This window comes from Hydrogenobacter sp. T-8 (genome assembly GCF_011006175.1).
GTDB classification, from domain to species: Bacteria; Aquificota; Aquificia; order Aquificales; family Aquificaceae; genus Pampinifervens; species Pampinifervens florentissimum.
Genome location: NZ_CP048795.1, coordinates 676,546 through 692,865 on the forward strand (window position 1 = coordinate 676,546; position 16,320 = coordinate 692,865).

The 16,320-nt window shown below is 44.2% G+C and carries 18 protein-coding genes and 6 tRNA genes; 7 read left to right on the forward strand and 17 right to left on the reverse strand.

Features of this window, described 5'->3' with window-relative positions; genetic code table 11:
• Window positions 1–11: 11 nt before the first annotated feature.
• From rplJ to G3M65_RS04025, 15 genes are all read right to left on the reverse strand, one after another.
• The gene (gene rplJ / locus G3M65_RS03955) at window positions 12–545 is read right to left on the reverse strand and encodes a 50S ribosomal protein L10 (protein ID WP_173833305.1); all 534 of its coding nucleotides are present in this window, start codon (window positions 543–545) and stop codon (window positions 12–14) included.
• Between the two features lie 10 nt (window positions 546–555).
• The gene (locus G3M65_RS03960; protein ID WP_173833306.1) at window positions 556–909 is read right to left on the reverse strand and encodes a coiled-coil domain-containing protein; all 354 of its coding nucleotides are present in this window, start codon (window positions 907–909) and stop codon (window positions 556–558) included.
• A complete protein-coding gene (gene rplA, locus G3M65_RS03965; RefSeq protein ID WP_173833307.1) occupies window positions 906–1,631 on the reverse strand; it encodes a 50S ribosomal protein L1 in 726 nt (241 codons plus the stop codon). Before rplA ends, G3M65_RS03960 begins: the two co-directional genes overlap by 4 nt.
• Window positions 1,632–1,635: 4 nt before the next feature.
• The gene (gene rplK / locus G3M65_RS03970) at window positions 1,636–2,070 is read right to left on the reverse strand and encodes a 50S ribosomal protein L11 (protein WP_173833308.1); all 435 of its coding nucleotides are present in this window, start codon (window positions 2,068–2,070) and stop codon (window positions 1,636–1,638) included.
• The gene (locus G3M65_RS03975) at window positions 2,067–2,474 is read right to left on the reverse strand and encodes a hypothetical protein (RefSeq protein WP_173833309.1); all 408 of its coding nucleotides are present in this window, start codon (window positions 2,472–2,474) and stop codon (window positions 2,067–2,069) included. The genes rplK and G3M65_RS03975 overlap by 4 nt, the downstream gene beginning before the upstream one ends.
• A complete protein-coding gene (gene nusG / locus G3M65_RS03980) occupies window positions 2,471–3,196 on the reverse strand; it encodes a transcription termination/antitermination protein NusG (protein ID WP_173833310.1) in 726 nt (241 codons plus the stop codon). Before nusG ends, G3M65_RS03975 begins: the two co-directional genes overlap by 4 nt.
• 2 nt (window positions 3,197–3,198) lie before the next feature.
• Window positions 3,199–3,390, reverse strand: coding sequence for a preprotein translocase subunit SecE (gene secE / locus G3M65_RS03985; RefSeq protein WP_173833311.1), 192 nt, complete (start codon window positions 3,388–3,390; stop codon window positions 3,199–3,201).
• Between the two features lie 12 nt (window positions 3,391–3,402).
• Window positions 3,403–3,475: transfer RNA gene (locus G3M65_RS03990), tRNA-Trp, on the reverse strand.
• On the reverse strand, window positions 3,475–3,633 hold the full coding sequence (gene rpmG / locus G3M65_RS03995) for a 50S ribosomal protein L33 (protein WP_173833312.1): 159 nt from the start codon (window positions 3,631–3,633) through the stop codon (window positions 3,475–3,477). Before rpmG ends, G3M65_RS03990 begins: the two co-directional genes overlap by 1 nt.
• 10 nt (window positions 3,634–3,643) lie before the next feature.
• Complete coding sequence (gene tuf / locus G3M65_RS04000; protein WP_173833313.1) at window positions 3,644–4,861, reverse strand: elongation factor Tu; 1,218 nt, start codon at window positions 4,859–4,861, stop codon at window positions 3,644–3,646.
• An 18-nt stretch (window positions 4,862–4,879) separates the two neighbouring features.
• Window positions 4,880–4,952 (reverse strand) — tRNA-Thr (locus G3M65_RS04005).
• 20 nt (window positions 4,953–4,972) lie between these two features.
• Window positions 4,973–5,044: transfer RNA gene (locus G3M65_RS04010), tRNA-Gly, on the reverse strand.
• Window positions 5,045–5,131 (reverse strand) — tRNA-Tyr (locus G3M65_RS04015). It abuts the tRNA gene before it with no gap.
• A 10-nt stretch (window positions 5,132–5,141) separates the two neighbouring features.
• A tRNA-Thr gene (locus tag G3M65_RS04020) sits at window positions 5,142–5,213 on the reverse strand.
• 57 nt (window positions 5,214–5,270) lie between these two features.
• A tRNA-Val gene (locus tag G3M65_RS04025) sits at window positions 5,271–5,343 on the reverse strand.
• A gap of 59 nt (window positions 5,344–5,402) precedes the next feature.
• Here G3M65_RS04025 and mnmL point away from each other — a divergent pair.
• From mnmL to G3M65_RS04050, 5 genes are all read left to right on the forward strand, one after another.
• Complete coding sequence (mnmL, locus tag G3M65_RS04030; RefSeq protein WP_173834665.1) at window positions 5,403–6,347, forward strand: tRNA modification radical SAM protein MnmL/YtqA; 945 nt, start codon at window positions 5,403–5,405, stop codon at window positions 6,345–6,347.
• Window positions 6,344–7,537 carry a cation diffusion facilitator family transporter gene (locus tag G3M65_RS04035; RefSeq protein ID WP_173833314.1) on the forward strand — a complete coding sequence of 398 codons (1,194 nt, stop codon included), beginning with the start codon at window positions 6,344–6,346 and terminating at the stop codon, window positions 7,535–7,537. Before mnmL ends, G3M65_RS04035 begins: the two co-directional genes overlap by 4 nt.
• Complete coding sequence (locus G3M65_RS04040) at window positions 7,482–8,756, forward strand: dihydroorotase (protein WP_173833315.1); 1,275 nt, start codon at window positions 7,482–7,484, stop codon at window positions 8,754–8,756. Before G3M65_RS04035 ends, G3M65_RS04040 begins: the two co-directional genes overlap by 56 nt.
• A complete protein-coding gene (locus tag G3M65_RS04045) occupies window positions 8,749–9,600 on the forward strand; it encodes a prephenate dehydrogenase (protein ID WP_173833316.1) in 852 nt (283 codons plus the stop codon). Before G3M65_RS04040 ends, G3M65_RS04045 begins: the two co-directional genes overlap by 8 nt.
• A 71-nt stretch (window positions 9,601–9,671) precedes the next feature.
• Window positions 9,672–10,241, forward strand: a complete 570-nt coding sequence (locus G3M65_RS04050; protein WP_173833317.1) for an alkaline phosphatase D family protein — start codon at window positions 9,672–9,674, stop codon at window positions 10,239–10,241.
• Here G3M65_RS04050 and G3M65_RS04055 read toward each other — a convergent pair.
• Window positions 10,227–10,601 carry a zinc ribbon domain-containing protein gene (locus G3M65_RS04055; protein ID WP_173833318.1) on the reverse strand — a complete coding sequence of 125 codons (375 nt, stop codon included), beginning with the start codon at window positions 10,599–10,601 and terminating at the stop codon, window positions 10,227–10,229. The genes G3M65_RS04050 and G3M65_RS04055 overlap by 15 nt on opposite strands.
• A gap of 20 nt (window positions 10,602–10,621) precedes the next feature.
• Here G3M65_RS04055 and serS point away from each other — a divergent pair, with 20 nt between their 5' ends.
• Together serS and G3M65_RS04065 are read left to right on the forward strand one after the other, a co-directional pair.
• Entirely contained in the window at window positions 10,622–11,896 is a 1,275-nt protein-coding gene (serS, locus tag G3M65_RS04060; RefSeq protein WP_173833319.1) for a serine--tRNA ligase, read from the forward strand.
• A 36-nt stretch (window positions 11,897–11,932) separates the two neighbouring features.
• Window positions 11,933–12,880, forward strand: coding sequence for an RpnC/YadD family protein (locus G3M65_RS04065; RefSeq protein ID WP_173833320.1), 948 nt, complete (start codon window positions 11,933–11,935; stop codon window positions 12,878–12,880).
• A 24-nt stretch (window positions 12,881–12,904) separates the two neighbouring features.
• Here the strand turns inward: G3M65_RS04065 and G3M65_RS04070 are convergent, their stop codons facing one another.
• On the reverse strand, window positions 12,905–16,312 hold the full coding sequence (locus tag G3M65_RS04070) for an Eco57I restriction-modification methylase domain-containing protein (RefSeq protein WP_254426309.1): 3,408 nt from the start codon (window positions 16,310–16,312) through the stop codon (window positions 12,905–12,907).
• Window positions 16,313–16,320 lie beyond the last annotated feature (8 nt).

Here is a 16,320-nt window from a genome sequence, read left to right on the forward strand (position 1 = left end):
ATACCTCCTTATTAAGATTTCTTTTCTTCTATAGCTTTAAGTGTAAGCACAAGTTTTTGAGGTGCGGACTTGAGAGCCATAACAAGAGCATATATGGGTGCCTGAATGGCTCCCATAAGCTTGGAGACCAGCACCTCTTTGGGCGGAAGTTCCGCAAGAGCCTGCACCTCTACAGGCTTTAAAAATCTTCCTTGCATGTATGCACCCTTTATCCTCCCAAGGGGCTTTTCCTTATCAAGCTCTTTCATAAAATCAAAGAGGATTTTTGCAACCTTAACAGGGTCACCATACGCGAAGGCAAAGGCAGTGGGACCAGTGAGGACTTCCCTATGGTCTGCCACCACTGTGTTCATAAAGGCTCTGTAAAAAAGAGTATTTTTACCCACAAGCATTTCTCCTTCTGCATCCTTTAAGTCCGCTCTGAGTTTTGTAATAGCCTGAGCGTCAATGCCAGTAAAGTCAAAAAAGACCACAAGGCTTGACCTTTGTATTCTCTCGCTGTAGGCATTTATCAGCTTGCCCTTCTCTTCCCAGCTTTTTCTCATTTTTTACCTCCTACATTAAGTTCATATACTTGAGCAGTCTTGCTACTTTGTCATCTTCGTCTTCAAAGGGTCTTATCATAGTTCTCCTATCCCATAAAGCAAAACCTATTGTAACTGCGGTTATAGCAGAAAAAATACCAGCAAGCATCCAAAGGAAGTTCATAAGGTCGTCTATCCTTTTGTTCACATCTTCTATCCTTTTGTTCGTGTCTTCTATCCTTTTGTTGATATCCTCTATCCTCTTGTTTAGTTGTTCCAAAGTGGCTTTTATCTCCGCTATATCTCTGACTATTTGCCTTTCTTCTTGAGGTGTAAAGGCAAAAGAGACACACACCAAGCTCAAAGACACGAGCATTTTTATCATGCTACGAGCTCCTGAAGTCTCCTGAGGGTAGTAGAAACATCCAGCTTAACAGAGGGGCTCATGGTAAGGCTTAAGGCTATTCCCTTCACATACTGACCCTTAGCACCTGGGGGCTTTGCCTTCACAACCGCATCTATGGCGGTGTATATGTTCTGTATTAGCTTTTGCTCCTCAAAGGATATCTTACCCACGGGCATATGCAGGTTTCCTGTTTTGTCAACTCTGAACTCCACTCTTCCCTTTTTAGCTTCTTCTATAGCCTGCTTTAGGTTTGTGGTGACCGTTCCAGTTTTCGGGTTTGGCATAAGACCCTTTGGACCCAGTATCTTACCGAGCTTTGCCACCTTGGGCATTATCTCAGGAGTTGCTATAACCACGTCATAGTCCACCCACTCTTCTTTGGCTATCTTGTTTATGAGGTCTTCGCCACCCACATAGTCCGCACCTGCGTCCTTTGCTATCTTTTGATATTCACCCTCTGCGAGCACCAAGACCTTTAGCTCCCTGCCAAGACCATGGGGTAATACCACCGAGCCTCTTACCATCTGGTCCGCATACTTGGGGTCAACTCCGAGCCTCATGGCAAGCTCCACCGTCTGGTCAAACTTGGGACCACAACCTGCATGAAGTTTTTTGAGAACTTCTACTGCTCCTTCTACTGTGTAAAAGGCATCCTTGTCATAAAGCTCAAGACATTTCTGATATCTCTTTCCTCTCTTCATGGCTCTACTCCTTCCATCCTTCTACTTCTATGCCCATACTTCTGGCGGTTCCCACCACCTGCTTCATGGCAGCCTTGAGGTCTCGTGTGTTCATGTCTTTGAGCTTGAGCTTTGCTATCTCTTCTACCTGCTGTAGGTTCACTTTACCCACTTTCTGCTTTTTGGGGTCCGAAGAACCTTTTTGTAGTTTTGCTGCCTTTTTGAGAAGATAAGAAACCGGTGGTGTTTTAAGTATAAAGCTAAAGCTCCTATCTTGGTAGATGGTTATTACCACAGGCACCACAGTTCCAGGCTCAAAATCCTTGCTTGCGGCGTTGAACTGTTTTACAAACTCCATTATGTTAACACCATGCTGACCCAGTGCAGGACCCACTGGCGGTGCAGGTGTTGCCTGCTGGGCAGGTAGCATAAGTTCAACTGTTGCAGTTACCTTTTTCATCCTTTTTCCTCCTTTCTTCTTTCCATAGAGAGGGTAAGTAGCATGTTCATAAGAGTATCAAGTCTTTGGTTTATATGCCTAAGCTCAGCCCTTGTTTCTTCTTGATACTTTTCCTGCCTGTCTTCTATCTTATTAAGACGCTCCGTAAATTCGTTTCTAAGTGCCTTTATGTGTCCAAGTAGCTCCTCTTTATCCTTTTCCTGTTTTTCCTCTAACCTCCTTATATATCCAAACAGTTCTTGCTTATCCCTCTCTTGTTTTTCTTCCAACCTTTTCATGTATCCGAGCAGTTCCTGTTTGTCCTTTTCCTGTTTTTCCAGTATGGCGGCGGTTCTTTCATCCACTATGTTGTATATAAGTTCAAGAGTCACCTTTTTAATTGCACCACCTATCCACTCTCTCATAGCTTCTCCACCTGAGAATAATCTAATTCAACGGGTGTGAGTCTGCCAAAAATGCTTACTAAGACAACCACCTTTTCCTTCTCTGGATGCACCTCTTCCACCGTGCCAGTAAAGTTCATAAAAGGACCCTCTATAACCCTTACCTGGTCGCCCTTTTCAAAGAGAATTCTGACAGGCTTTACACCCTTCTTCACAAAGGCAACTATTCTTTCCACCTCCTTTTCATCAAGGGGTGCAACCCTTCCTCCAACTAACACAGGTTTATAAACGTGAGGCGTCTTTTCTATGGCACGCATAAGCGCATCGTTCATGACCGCCTTTATAAGGAGGTATCCAGGAAACATCTTAGACTCAAGGATAACTTTCGCTTCTGTCTTATTCTCTTTACAAGTTATCTTCTGACCAGGCTTTGATATGGGAGGTGCTTCTATGCATACATCACCCTCCACACTCTCTATTACCCTTACCTCTCCGTTCTCTATCCTAAAGGTAGTAACACCCTTTTTACCAAGCACGCTTATATCTCTATTGTTGCCACGCAAAGATAGTCTATACTTTTCCTTACCCATAGTCTTTATGACCACCTTTTCCTCCGCAGGGACAATAACCTCTTCTACCTGCCCAAGCAATCCCTCAAGCTCAAGGACTTTTAGCAGGTTTTCCCTTGCGGTAGCCTCCTTGCCTGCCTCTACCTGCAGTGCATACCACTTAAACTCATCCATCTTTAACCCCTCAAAGAAAGCAGAAAGTGTATAAGCCTGGTAAACACAAGGTCAAAGACCCACAGGCTTATACCAAAGGTCAAAGAGAATATTATAACACTAATCGTTGCCTTTATCACCAAGTTCCTCTTTGGCCAAGAAACCTTATCAAGCTCCTTCCTTACGCTCTTTATAAATTCCTTAAGCCTTTCCATCCTTCTTCCCTGCGGGGCGCGGAGGACTCGAACCCCCAACCGCGGGATTTGGAGTCCCGCGCTCTGCCAATTGAGCTAGCGCCCCTATTTGACCTCTCTATGTAGTGTGTGCTTTTTGCACCACTTGCAGTATTTCCTAAGCTCCATTCTCTGAGGATGCTTTTGCTTGTTCTTTGTTATGGAGTAGTTCCTCCTTTTGCACTCAGTGCACGCAAGCACCACCACTTCTCTCGCCGCAGCCATCTTTTACACCTCACTCAATAATTTTTGTGACCACGCCAGCACCAACAGTCCTTCCACCTTCCCTTATGGCAAACCTAAGCTGTTCTTCCATAGCCACTGGCTTGATAAGCTCCACCTCTATCTCCACATTGTCCCCAGGCATCACCATCTCTTGTCCCTCTGGCAACTTCACCACCGTCCCTGTCACGTCCGCTGTCCTAAAGTAAAACTGTGGCCTGTAGTTCACAAAAAATGGCGTGTGCCTTCCACCCTCTTCCTTGCTTAGCACATACACCTGTGCCCTAAACCTCTTGTGGGGCTTTACCGTCCCAGGCTTTGCCAACACTTGACCCCTCTCCACATCGTCCTTGCCTACTCCCCTTAGCAATACTCCCACATTGTCACCCGGTAGTGCCTCGTCAAGTATCTTCCTAAACATCTCTATGGAGGTTGCCACTGTCTTTAGTGGCTCTTCCCTAAGCCCTACCACCTCCACTTCCTCTCCAGGCTTTAGCACGCCCCTCTCTACCCTTCCTGTCACAACTGTTCCACGACCTGAGATGGTAAACACGTCCTCTATGGGCATGAGGAAGGGTTTGTCCGCTTCTCTTTGTGGTGTGGGTATATATTCGTCAAGGGCTTCCATTAACTGCACTATGGCGTTGCACCACTGGTCTGGTTTGCCTGCGTCTAACTCTTGCAATGCTCCAAGAGCTGAACCACGAATCACTGGCACTTCATCTCCTGGAAACTCATACTTGGATAACAGCTCTCTCACCTCAAGTTCTACAAGGTCTAAAAGTTCTGGGTCATCTACCATATCGCATTTGTTCATAAAGACTACTATGTATGGCACGTTAACTTGTCTTGCCAGTAGCACGTGTTCTCTTGTCTGTGGCATGGGTCCGTCTGCTGCGGAAACCACAAGTATGGCTCCGTCCATCTGTGCTGCGCCTGTTATCATGTTCTTTATGTAGTCTGCGTGTCCTGGGCAGTCTACGTGTGCGTAGTGTCTTTTGGGCGTCTCGTATTCTACGTGTGTGATGTTTATGGTTATGCCTCTTTCTTTTTCTTCTGGTGCTTTGTCAATCTCTTCGTATCTCATGCACTTGGCTTTACCGCCTGGCATTACGCCTGCAGCAAGCACGCAGGTTATGGCTGAGGTGAGCGTGGACTTGCCGTGGTCTACGTGTCCTATGGTGCCTACGTTAACGTGTTCCTTTTCTCTTACAAACTTCTCCTTTGCCATTGCCTTACCTCCTGTTTAAGCCCAGGACCGGACTTGAACCGGCGACCTCACCCTTACCAAGGGTGTGCTCTGCCTACTGAGCTACCTGGGCGAAGTTTTTCTTACTAAAAAAGCGGGCGACGGGACTCGAACCCGCGGCCTGCTGCTTGGAAGGCAGCTGCTCTACCACTGAGCTACGCCCGCTGGTGGAGGGGGCAGGATTCGAACCTGCGTAGGGCGGAGCCCGGGGGATTTACAGTCCCCTGCCTTTGACCGCTCGGCCACCCCTCCTAAGCCTCAGAGCTGGCGGTGGGGGTCGAACCCACGACCGCGGGATTACAAATCCCGCGCTCTGCCACTGAGCTACGCCAGCTTAAAGGCAATATTAAATCATATCACCTTTTGGGCTTTTAGTCAAGGAAAAGAAAAATAGGCACGGGCGGACTTGAACCGCCGACCTCCTCCTTGTAAGGGAGGCGCTCTGCCAACTGAGCTACGCGCCTTGAAGGAAATAGTATAACACAAACTTCAGCTTAGGGCTATAATTTATCCCATGACCAGTATGCAGGCAACAGCAACCAGAAGGCTCTACTACTCTCTAAAGGACTATCTAAAAGAGAAGTACGGCAGGCGAGTGCAAAAGATAACAGTTGCACTACCCTTTACCTGTCCCAACATAGATGGCACAAAGGCAAGGGGTGGATGCACCTACTGTTTTTCTGGCACAAGACCCGCACACCTTGAGCCATACATTCCTCTGCGTCAACAGATAGAGGAGGGCATAAGAAGGGCAAAAAACCGATACGGTGAAAGGCTCTACTTTTTCATATACTACCAGTCCTACTCTAACACCTACGGAGAGTATGAATACCTCAAGTCTGTTTACGACACCGCTCTTGAATTTGAAGAGGTGGTGGGTATAGATGTGGGGACTCGTCCAGACTGTGTTCCAGAGTGGGTGCTTGACCTTCTTGAAAGCTACTCAAAAAGAGGGCTTGAGGTATGGGTAGAATATGGGCTCCAGAGTGCTAACTTCAAAACCCTGAGGTTTATAAACAGGGCTCATGGAGTTTCTGACTTTGTGGATGCGGTGCTGAGGACAAAGAAAAGAAACCTAAAGGTGTGTGCCCACATAATCTTGGGACTGCCTTACGAAGACCAAGAAGACATGCTTGAAACGGGCAAGCTCATAGCAAGCCTACCAGTAGATGGCATAAAGATTCATCCTTTACATATAATAAAAAACACAAAGATGGCGGAACAGTATCTAAGGGGTGAGTTTGCTGTGCTTAGCCTCCAAGAGTATGCAAAAAGAGCTGTTGACATTCTGGAAATACTACCACCACAGATGGTAATACATAGGCTCACTGGAGAGGTAGAACCAGACAGGCTCATAGCACCAGACTACTGCACCTATGCTAAGAAGCAAGAGGTCATAAAGGCAATAGAAGAAGAGCTTGTAAGACGAGGAAGCTATCAAGGCTGTAAGCAACCCTTTAACCGATGAAGAAGCATCACTGGGCTCTGATATCTCTTTCTGTTAACCTGCTTCAAGCACTTCTTAAGTTCATAGCGGGGATTTTGACAGGAAGCCTATCTATGGTGGGTGAAGCGGTTCATTCTCTTTCCGACTCCTTTGCCTCTGTGGTAGCCTTTATTACCATAAAGCTCTCCGACAAGAAAACTAAGAGGTTTCCATATGGTCTATACAAGCTGGAAAACATAGGCTCTATAGTGATAGCCTTCTTCCTGCTTTTGACCGCCTATGAGATGATAAGGAGGGCTATAAGCAAGGAGGTGGTAGTAAAGGAAGAGTATCTTGGCTTGGGTCTTGGTGTGGTGGTCTTTTCTCTCCTTAGCTCTCTGACCCTTTCCTTTCTTGAAAGAAGGGCAGGCAAAAGGCTCAACTCTCCTACCCTTATAGCGGACTCTTACCACACTCTTACCGATGCCTTTGGCTCTTCTTTGGTGCTTATGAGCCTTTTGGGAGTTTACATGGGCTATCAGCTTGACAGATACTTTGCCTTTGGTGTTGCCTTACTTATAAGCTATACCGCTTTTAGCATACTTTGGAAAGAGGTATCGGTGCTATTGGATGTGTCTGCGGATGAAAAGACCCTTGATAGAATAAGGCAGGTGCTTCTCTCTTTCCCAGAGGTCAAGGAGATAAAGGGTCTTTTTGTGAGAAGTTCTGGTGGAAAGCTCTTTGCGGATTTGGTGATTGCATTGGAGGGTAGAGACTTTATAAGAATGCACCAACTTGTTGACCAAATAGAGGAGAAGCTAAAGGAAGAGATAAGGGAGCTTGATATGGTCTTTATACACTATGAACCTGTGGATGGTGAAGACCTAAGGGTAGGGGTGCTTGTGGATGAAAGAGGAAATATAAGCCAAAAGTTTGAAAGAGCTAAGGAACTTCTTATCTTTGGTGACTCTCCAGAGAGGATAAAAGAGTTGCCAAAAGATGAAGTAGATATATCTGAGCTCGTATGCAATAAAGGTTTGCTTGTGGTCATCTGCGGACATCATCCAGAATCCTCAAAGGCGAAGGGAATTTTAAGTCAGAGGGGCGTATTTGTTTGGGAAACAGAGGAGAAAAACCCTTACAAGGCTCTGAAAGAGGTGGTTTATAATTTATGCGATGTCAAAAGTACTCATAAAGAAGGTCAGGCTCATAGACCCCTCTCAAAACCTTGACAGCACAAAGGACATTCTTATAGAAAAGGGAAAGATAAAAGCCATAGGGGATGACATTTTTGAGCTTGAAGCTCAGCTTATAGAAGGTCATGGTCTTATTGCCTGCCCCTCTTTTGTAGACCTGCATGTGCATCTGAGAGACCCAGGTCAAGAATACAAGGAGAACTTGGAAAGCGGTATGAAATGTGCTGTCGCTGGGGGTTTTACCACCCTTGTATGCATGCCAAACACCAAGCCAGCTATAGACTCACCAGAGATTGCACAGTATATAGTTAGAAAGGCGGAGGATATAGGTCTTTGTAGAGTTCTACCCTCTGGCGCTATAACTAAGGGGAGAAAGGGACAAGAGCTTGTGGACTTTTTTGCCTTGAAAGAGGCTGGATGTGTTGCCTTTACCGACGATGGTGCTCCTCTTATGGACTCAAGACTTATGGAAAAAGCTCTAAAGCTCACCGCTCAGATTGGCTCTTTTATAATGAACCACTGCGAGGATGACAGGATTGCCAACGGGCATATAAACGAGGGGTATGTAAGTTCATTGCTTGGTATAGGGTCAAGACCTGCAGGTGCGGAAGACCTTTTGGTGGCGAGGGACTGCATACTTGCCTACCACGCGGGCGGGCATATCCATATACAGCATCTTAGCTCTTCCTTGAGCGTGGAGATAATAAGGTTTTTCAAGGAAAAGGGGGCAAGGATAACCTGTGAGGTAAACCCCTACCATCTTCTCTTTACAGAAGAAGAAATTCTAAACTCTTACTCTAATGCAAAGGTAAACCCACCACTAAGAAGTCAAAAGCATCGCAGAGCTCTTTTGGAGGCACTCAAGGACGGAACAATAGACTGCATAGCGACAGACCATGCTCCTCATGCACTTTGGGAAAAGGGGCAGATAGAAAAGGCTATGCCTGGCATGATAGGATTGCAAACCGCTTTGCCAATGATGCTCCAGCTTGTAAGAGAAGGACATATAAGCCTCTCAAGGATGGTGGAGTTAATGTCTTGCACACCTGCAAAAATACTCGGTCTTGCAGACTGTGGAAGCCTAAGGGAAGGCTCAAAAGCGAATTTGGTGCTCTTTGACCCAGAAAAGGAATGGGTTCTCAATGAAGAGACAAACCTCTCAAGGTCCAAAAACACACCGCTTTGGGGTAAAAGGCTCAAAGGTAAGGTTCTTTATACTATCTTTGAAGGTAGGATAGTTTATCAGGATGTTTAAGAGAGTTGCGGTAGTAGGTGTTGGCTTTATGGGAGGCTCTTTTGCTCTTGCCTGTAGGGAAGCGATTGGCTGTGAAGTCTTTGGGATAGATATAAATCCTCAAGCGTTAGAAAAAGGCAAGCAACTGGGTGTCATTCAAGAGGGCTCAACTGACCTCAAGAGTATAAGCCTGTTTGAGCCAGACTTGGTGATGTTGGCAACGCCTGTGAGAACCTTTGTTCCGATAGCAGAGGTTATAAAAGACCATATAAGCAAGGAGTGTGTAGTTTCCGACCTTGGCTCGGTAAAGGGAAGGCTTGTTTACAGGCTGGAAGAAATACTTGGCGAAAGGTTTGTGGGAGGACATCCTATAGCAGGCACAGAAAAGGCGGGAGTGGAAAACTCTCTGAAAGACCTCTTTAGAGGAAAGCGATTTATCCTCACACCCACAGAAAAAACTCACAGGGAAACAAAGGAAAAGATAAAAGACCTGTGGACTAAAATCGGCTCTTTGGTTGAAGAAATGGACCCATACGTGCATGACTTTGTTTTTGGAGTGGTTTCTCACCTGCCTCATGCGGTAGCCTTTGCCCTGATGGATGCGGTAGAAAGGCTAAGCAAAGAGATAGACCTCTTTAGATACCCTGGCGGTGGCTTTAGGGACTTCACTCGTATAGCTGGCTCTGACCCAGTTATGTGGAGGGATATTTTTTTGGAAAACTCCCAGGAGGTGGTCAAAGCTATAGAGGTGTTTATGTCCTCTTTGCAAAGACTAAGGGAAGCCATAAGGGGAGGGAAAGAAGAGGAACTCACTGAGTATCTTCGCAAAGCGAGTGCAAAAAGAAGGTCTTTGGAGATTTCTTAACCAAATCTTAACCAATTCTTAGCATAGGAAGGTTTGGCGTAGAGGGTTGTCCAGAGCAAAACAAGACTTCTATGCTGGGTGCGGACCCAAAAAGGTGGTTTTTCTCAAAACTAAGGGAGGGGAACTATCGTTGGAAGGTGTGGGCAAGTAGTGTGCAGTTCTCAAGGTCTCAGACAGATGGTAAGTTTGGCTCTTTGGATGCTTGGGACGGCTACGCAGGGGAGAGGTCTCAGATACTTAACTTTTTGAAGGAAAGGGGTATGAATAATCTAATTGCCATAACTGGCGATAGGCATGCAAGCCTTGTGACGGAAATTCCAGAAAGCTACGAAAGACCAGAGAGACTCCTTGGTGCAGAGTTTATGACGCCTGCGGTGTCTTCTATCAATGCAAAAGAAGGTGGCTGGTGGAGGAGAAATTGGAGCTATGCATCCCTTGAGGAATTCCAACAGGCGGAGATGAAACAAAACCCTTGGATAAGACACATAAACTCCATAGACTGCTGGGGCTATAGCGTGCTTAGGCTAGCAAAAGACAGTGCGGTCTGCACCATATATTCGGTAGACAAATACAGAAAAGACTCAGAGAAGAAAATAGACGCACAGTTTACCTATGCTAATGGTAGGTTAGAGAGAGCTTAGGAGCTTTTGTATATGTTTTTCAACAACAGAGTTTCCCTTTTCAAAACCTACGTACCTTATACAGTCTATGGCTTCTCCTGTTCCTATACTATGCAACGCATCCACTATGGCTATTAGCTCGTAAGTATCTGAGCTTTCTCTAAAAAGTTTGCAAAGCTCTTGAACCGCACTTTTGACCTTCCTCTTACCTATAAGCTCTATGATAAACATCCTTGTTTGAACTACTGGGTTCCTCAAGCCAAGGATAAGCTTACTGTCAAAGTCAAGAGAATGAAAGGACTCAAGGTTTGCACCACAATTTGGGCAAGTACGGTCATCTTCTTTTACCTCATGCCAACAGTAAGGACAAAACCACACCATAGCTATTAAAATATCTCTCTATGCTTGATATAGAACTCCTACGTAAAGACCCAGAGTGGGTAAAGGAAAGGCTTTCCACAAGAGATAAGGCTTATGCGGAGCTTGTAGACAGAGTCCTTGAGCTTGACAGAGAAAGAAGAGCTATTCTAAAAGAGATTGAAAGGCTAAGAGCGGAAAGAAACGCAAAGAGCAAAGAAATAGGCAAGCTAAAAAAAGAGGGAAAGGACACATCAGAGCTTGAATCAGAGGTGAAGAACCTAAGGGAAAGTATAGAGAAATATGAGGTGGAGTTATTTGAGGTGGAGACAAAGCTAAGAGAGGTGATGCTTTCCATTCCAAATCTTCCACACGAGAGCGTGCCTGTAGGTGAGGATGAAAGTCAGAACGTGGAAGTCCGTAGGTGGGGAAAGCCAAGGGACTTTAACTTTGAACCAAGACCTCATTGGGAAATTGGAGAAAGGCTTGGCATCATTGATTTTGAAAGGGCGGGCAAGCTCTCTGGGAGCAGGTTTTCCGTGCTTCTTGGTTGGGGTGCAAAGTTAGAGAGGGCTCTTATAAACTTTATGTTAGACCTGCACTCAAGAAAGGGCTACAAGGAAGTCTTGCCACCACACCTTGTAAGACCAGAAATTTTGGTAGGCACTGGTCAGCTTCCCAAGTTTGAAGAGGAGCTATACAGATGCGAAAGGGATGACCTATACCTAATACCCACTGCAGAAGTACCACTTACAAACCTCTTTAGAGATGAAATCCTTTCAGAAGACCAGCTTCCCATATACATGGTCTCTTACACTCCCTGCTACAGAAGAGAAGCAGGCTCATACGGAAAGGACATAAGGGGTTTAATACGACAGCATCAGTTTAATAAGGTGGAGCTTGTAAAGATAGTAAAACCAGAACACTCTTATGAAGAGCTTGAAAGACTTACCGCAGATGCAGAGGACATTTTGCAAGCTCTTGGACTTCCTTACAGGGTAGTGCTTTTGTGCACTGGTGATATGGGTTTTGCATCTGCTAAGACCTACGACATTGAAGTGTGGTTTCCCTCTCAGGGAAGATACAGAGAAATATCTTCTTGCTCCAACTGTGAGGACTTTCAGGCAAGGAGGATGAATACAAGATACAGAGACTCACAGGGCAAATTGCACTTCGTCCACACGCTAAACGGCTCTGGACTTGCGGTAGGTAGGACGCTTTCCGCCATTCTTGAAAACTACCAACAAGAAGATGGCTCTGTAATAGTGCCACCCGCCTTGAGAGATTATTTAGGGGTGGATGTAATAAAGCCAGAGTAGTTTAGCAAAGGCTTAAAGCATGGTATAATCCTTAACGTGTCTTCAAAAGACATAGCCCTAAAAGACATATTTGAAGAAATCCCTTACAGGCTTAGCAAAATACTTGCACCAGCACCCATAAAGGAACTGCTACCCACAAACTTCCCTTCCACAGAGCTAAGAGTGGACTTTTTAGCAAGGCTTGAGGATGAAAGCATACTGCATATAGAGTTCCAATCCTTTAACGATACAAACATGCCCTTTAGAATGCTACGCTATTACCTTGCTATATTGGAGAGATATCCAACCAGTCCCATAAAACAGCTCCTTGTTTATGTAGGAAACAGAAAGTTAAGGATGAAGTCAAGGCTAAGGCTTAGAAACCTTAGCTTTAGCTATGAGATGATTGACATAAGGCAGGTAGACTGCAAAGTGCTTTTGGAAAGCCCAGACCCTATGGATAGGCTTTTAGCTTGTTTGTGTAAGGTGGAGGACGAGGCATATCTGATAGAGAAACTCATAAAGACTATGGAAGGCATGAACGAGGAAGAAAGGAAGGACTATCTACTGAAGGCATTGACACTGACAGAGTTAAGACCTAACTTAAGGATAAAGTTGACAGAGGAGGTCAGGCACATGCCTATAGTGGTCAGACCTGAGGATATAAGATTGCCAAAGAGAAAGTTGAGAAAGGACATTCTGTATAGGCTTGGGCTTGAGGAGGGTAAGCAGATTGGACTTGAAGAGGGTAAACAGATTGGGCTTGAAGAAGGTAAGCGGATTGGACTTGAGGAAGGTAAACAGATTGGACTGGAGGAAGGTCTTTTAAAGTCTGCACAGGATATGCTTATAGCCATAATTGAGGGTAAACTTGGCTATGTGCCAGAAGGTCTGGAGGGAAGGGTAAGGGAGATAAAAGATAGAGAGTTTTTGTATGCTTTGATTAAAAAGTTGATAGCCTCTGAAAAGGTGTTGGAGGTCTTGAAAAAGGAGTTGAATATCTAATTGGTGTGTTTTTGGCTTGGGGGTTTAGTTGTGTGTGAGTTTTCTTTCTATGAGCTCTATTTCCTCCGGAGTTAGTTTGTATAGTTGATAAACCAGTTGGTCTATTTGTCTTTCAAGCTCTTGGGTGTCCGCATTTGGGTCTTGGGCTTTTATTTGCAATATCTGACTTACAAGCTCTTCTATTTGCTCCGCTATGGCTTGGTTTTCTTTTGTAATGGGTGGAATGGGAAGAAAGTTCATATATTCAGTAAATCCTCTCGTCGTCCGTCCACCCAAACGTGCACCTAAGAAGTGTGTATAGTAAAAACTAACCACCTTTGAGTTTAAAAGTCCAAGTAGGTAGTATATGCTAAGATTTCCCTCAGGTATTATAAAATAGGTTGTGTTATCACCAACGATACCACTTGGAACATAACAGAACTTAAAACCTATATCGGAATATCCTATTTTATCCTTTAGCAAAAACTCAAGCTTCTCTTTACTCGGTGGTGCTTGCAATTCATACCATTTTTGATTTCCAGCCCTCTTGATTAGAAAAGATTTGTATTTTTCTAAATGTGCTTTGATAGAAGAGAGTTTTTCAATATTTACGTTTCTGTATAGCACCAGCATGTATTTATCTTCAGCCTCGTAAATATATCGCTTTATATTTCTTCCTTTAATACATTGCTTTATTATCTCTTCTGTCCTCCTCCTCTCCTCCTCATCCCTACAATTAGCCAAAATCTCCTCCCTCCTTTGACTATCTATAATAAAGGCTTCATTAAAGCCTGTCTTTATCCCAAAGTATATCCTCACATCCCAATCCTTCAATGGCTTCCCTACCTTCTCTATCTTCTCCTTTAGCCTTAGAACCTCTTCCTCTTCCAACACATACACATCATCGCTTAACTTCTCCTGTGAAAGATAAAAAACTTTGCTCCTTATGAACTCTCTTAAGCTACCTTCCTTTAGCTCCCTGTCCGCTACAGCTACCTTTATGGCAGGGTTCTTCTCCTTTATCTTGCTAAGTATGACTATGCTCGTGTCTACTGTCGCACTCTCAAATACTCTATGCCCTGCAAAGTCAAGCAAAAGTTCTATCCTTGTATTCTCCCTTAAATATTTCCTTAGTTTCCTCCCGTATCTTGCCCTCATCCATTTATTGCTCGTTATGTATGACAATACTCCCCCCTCCTTTAATAGCTCATAGCCCCTAACTATAAAGTATACATACAGGTCCGCAGTAGACTCGTATATGTTTGGATAGTTCTGTCTTAATAGCTCCTTTGTCTCCTTTAGTCTCTCCTGTCTTACATAGGGTGGGTTTCCTATAACAATATCAAAGCCTTCAACTCCAAACATCCACTCTGGGTCAAACCAGTCCGCTTCAGAAAGCTGGTCAAAAATGTCAAAGTCCGCTATCTTCTTTGCAAGTTCACTGCTCCAACCACTCCTCTGTAGCATCTCCTTTATCTTCTCCCTTATCTCCTTCGCTTTCTCTTGAATCCTCTTCTTCTCCTGCCTCGTCCTTACGCTAAAGTGTCTCTTGTATAGCTCCAATAGCTCCTTCCTTAGGTCATTAAATTCCCTCGGCATAAGGCTATGTTGAGGTCTTTGTAGCTTTATCAGAGTGTTGGCACTTACAAAGTTTGTCTCAAGGTGTGGCAAGGGTTTTATGCCAAGGTTCTCCTTACTGGGGTCTATCTTCTGGTCTATTAGCAAAGTTAGGAAAAACCTTAGCTTGGTTATCTGTATAGCTATGGGCTGTATGTCTACGCCATATATGGAGTTCTGGATTATGTATAGCTTCCTTGCATAGTCTGGCTCTCTTAAGGCTTGGTCAAAGTTCTCGTTTAGCTCCTTCAATAGCTCCTCTCTTACTTCCTTGCTTTCTCTCTCAAAGATTTCCTCTGCACTCTTCAAAACCTTTTCTTTTTGCTTTTCCTTCCACAGGCTGTTGTCTGGGTCTACCTTCTCAAGAAGTCTTACAAGCTTATGAAGCACTGCCATAGGAAATGCTCCAGAACCTACCGCAGGGTCTAAAACCTTTATACTGTCTATGCTCTCTACTATTTGCCTTCTCTCTTCTTCTGTAAGCTCAGGCATCCGCTCAGAACTAAAAAGCTCCTCTAACCTCTTCTCATCAATGTTTGTCTTCCTCTTAAAGTATTCAAGCAAAGCACTCTCCACCATAAAGTCCACTATCTCTATAGGTGTGTAGTAGCTTCCTGTTAGTTTCCTTGCGGTTTCCTGTGTCTCTGGATTGTAGCTCGCAAGAAGGTTCTCAAAAATGTGTCCCAGTAGCTCTGGGTCAAGAGACACTTCTACATCCAAAGGAGTACTCTCATCTGTGGTGAAATTGTAGTCCTTTAGGATATTAATAAGACCTTTAACTCTTTCCCTCTTTCTCTCTCCATAAAAATCCGAAAGGTCTTGAGTTCTCTCTTCAGAAAAGAAAAGGTAGTCTGGAATTCTTGCCCTATACTTTTCGTTTCTCGTAAAGCCATCCACATAGTTTTTATCCTCATCAAGACACTCAAAAAGCCCACCATTGATAAAAGGCACCCTCTCAAAAAGCCTTATAAACTCCTCTTCGGAAATCTCCAACAGCTCCTTATACCTGTATAGGTTCTTTACTCCAAAGTCCTGTCTGTTTTTTAGAAAATCTTCGTTGTTAGCAAACCTTCTACCTTTAGCAGGTGTGTTAAGAGTAGCAAAAAATAGGTTTTGCAAAATAGCGTTGTAGTAATTAGTGCCCTTCATAAAGTCCTTCACTATGTGTTTCAAACTTTCAGGCTCAAAGATAAGGCTTGGAACTAAGTTTTTCTCCTTCAAAAACCATACAAACACAAGCCGTGTAATAAGCCTAATAAGATGCTCTTCCTTTCTTCCAGAAGGAAAGAATACTTGAGGGTCCTTCAAAGCCCAAGCATACCAGTTTTGAATTTCTCTGTAGAACTCCTTTATGAGAGGCTTTCTTGAGAAACTTTCCTTTATCTTTTCAAGACTTTCAAAACTCAAAGTATTCAAAGCCTTTTCAAAGGTTCTGTATCTTTTACCCTTTTCCACAAAGTAGGTATAACGCTTATAGCTACTAAGCTCTACCTTTTTTCCCTTGTATAGTGCATAGACAAGGGAGAGTCTAAAGTTTCCAGTTTCGTCATAGAAGGCAAAGAGTCCAACATCAAAAAAGTCATTTTTGAGTATGTTTTTTGCAAGCTCAAATTGTTTTTTCTTTCCACTTCTTTCAGAAAGCTCAGCTTGGGTTTTTATAGCCCACACACCAAACCTATTGTTATCCTCAAGCTCCTTCTGTGCCAAAAGCTCAATATCTGTAAAGTTTTCTACAGGTGCGTATTTTTCTCTAAGGAAGCGAAAGTCTTCGTCCTTTTCTTCCAAAAACCTTACTAAAACCTCTGGGCTAAAGCTGTCTATAAGATCCTGAAGCATGTATGATA

Excerpts from the sequence above, each read along its gene's own strand:
- G3M65_RS04040 (WP_173833315.1), top strand. The coding sequence starts at position 7,482 with ATGTCAAAAGTACTCATAAAGAAGGTCAGGCTCATAGACCCCTCTCAA.
- G3M65_RS04035 (WP_173833314.1), top strand. The coding sequence starts at position 6,344 with ATGAAGAAGCATCACTGGGCTCTGATATCTCTTTCTGTTAACCTGCTT.
- mnmL (WP_173834665.1), top strand. The coding sequence starts at position 5,403 with ATGCAGGCAACAGCAACCAGAAGGCTCTACTACTCTCTAAAGGACTAT.
- rplK (WP_173833308.1), bottom strand. The coding sequence starts at position 2,070 with ATGAAAAAGGTAACTGCAACAGTTGAACTTATGCTACCTGCCCAGCAG.
- rplA (WP_173833307.1), bottom strand. The coding sequence starts at position 1,631 with ATGAAGAGAGGAAAGAGATATCAGAAATGTCTTGAGCTTTATGACAAG.
- G3M65_RS03960 (WP_173833306.1), bottom strand. The coding sequence starts at position 909 with ATGATAAAAATGCTCGTGTCTTTGAGCTTGGTGTGTGTCTCTTTTGCC.
- G3M65_RS04070 (WP_254426309.1), bottom strand. The coding sequence starts at position 16,312 with ATGCTTCAGGATCTTATAGACAGCTTTAGCCCAGAGGTTTTAGTAAGG.
- G3M65_RS04055 (WP_173833318.1), bottom strand. The coding sequence starts at position 10,601 with ATGGTGTGGTTTTGTCCTTACTGTTGGCATGAGGTAAAAGAAGATGAC.
- G3M65_RS04045 (WP_173833316.1), top strand. The coding sequence starts at position 8,749 with ATGTTTAAGAGAGTTGCGGTAGTAGGTGTTGGCTTTATGGGAGGCTCT.
- G3M65_RS03975 (WP_173833309.1), bottom strand. The coding sequence starts at position 2,474 with ATGAGAGAGTGGATAGGTGGTGCAATTAAAAAGGTGACTCTTGAACTT.
- G3M65_RS04050 (WP_173833317.1), top strand. The coding sequence starts at position 9,672 with ATGCTGGGTGCGGACCCAAAAAGGTGGTTTTTCTCAAAACTAAGGGAG.
- serS (WP_173833319.1), top strand. The coding sequence starts at position 10,622 with ATGCTTGATATAGAACTCCTACGTAAAGACCCAGAGTGGGTAAAGGAA.
- rpmG (WP_173833312.1), bottom strand. The coding sequence starts at position 3,633 with ATGGCTGCGGCGAGAGAAGTGGTGGTGCTTGCGTGCACTGAGTGCAAA.
- rplJ (WP_173833305.1), bottom strand. The coding sequence starts at position 545 with ATGAGAAAAAGCTGGGAAGAGAAGGGCAAGCTGATAAATGCCTACAGC.
- nusG (WP_173833310.1), bottom strand. The coding sequence starts at position 3,196 with ATGGATGAGTTTAAGTGGTATGCACTGCAGGTAGAGGCAGGCAAGGAG.
- tuf (WP_173833313.1), bottom strand. The coding sequence starts at position 4,861 with ATGGCAAAGGAGAAGTTTGTAAGAGAAAAGGAACACGTTAACGTAGGC.
- secE (WP_173833311.1), bottom strand. The coding sequence starts at position 3,390 with ATGGAAAGGCTTAAGGAATTTATAAAGAGCGTAAGGAAGGAGCTTGAT.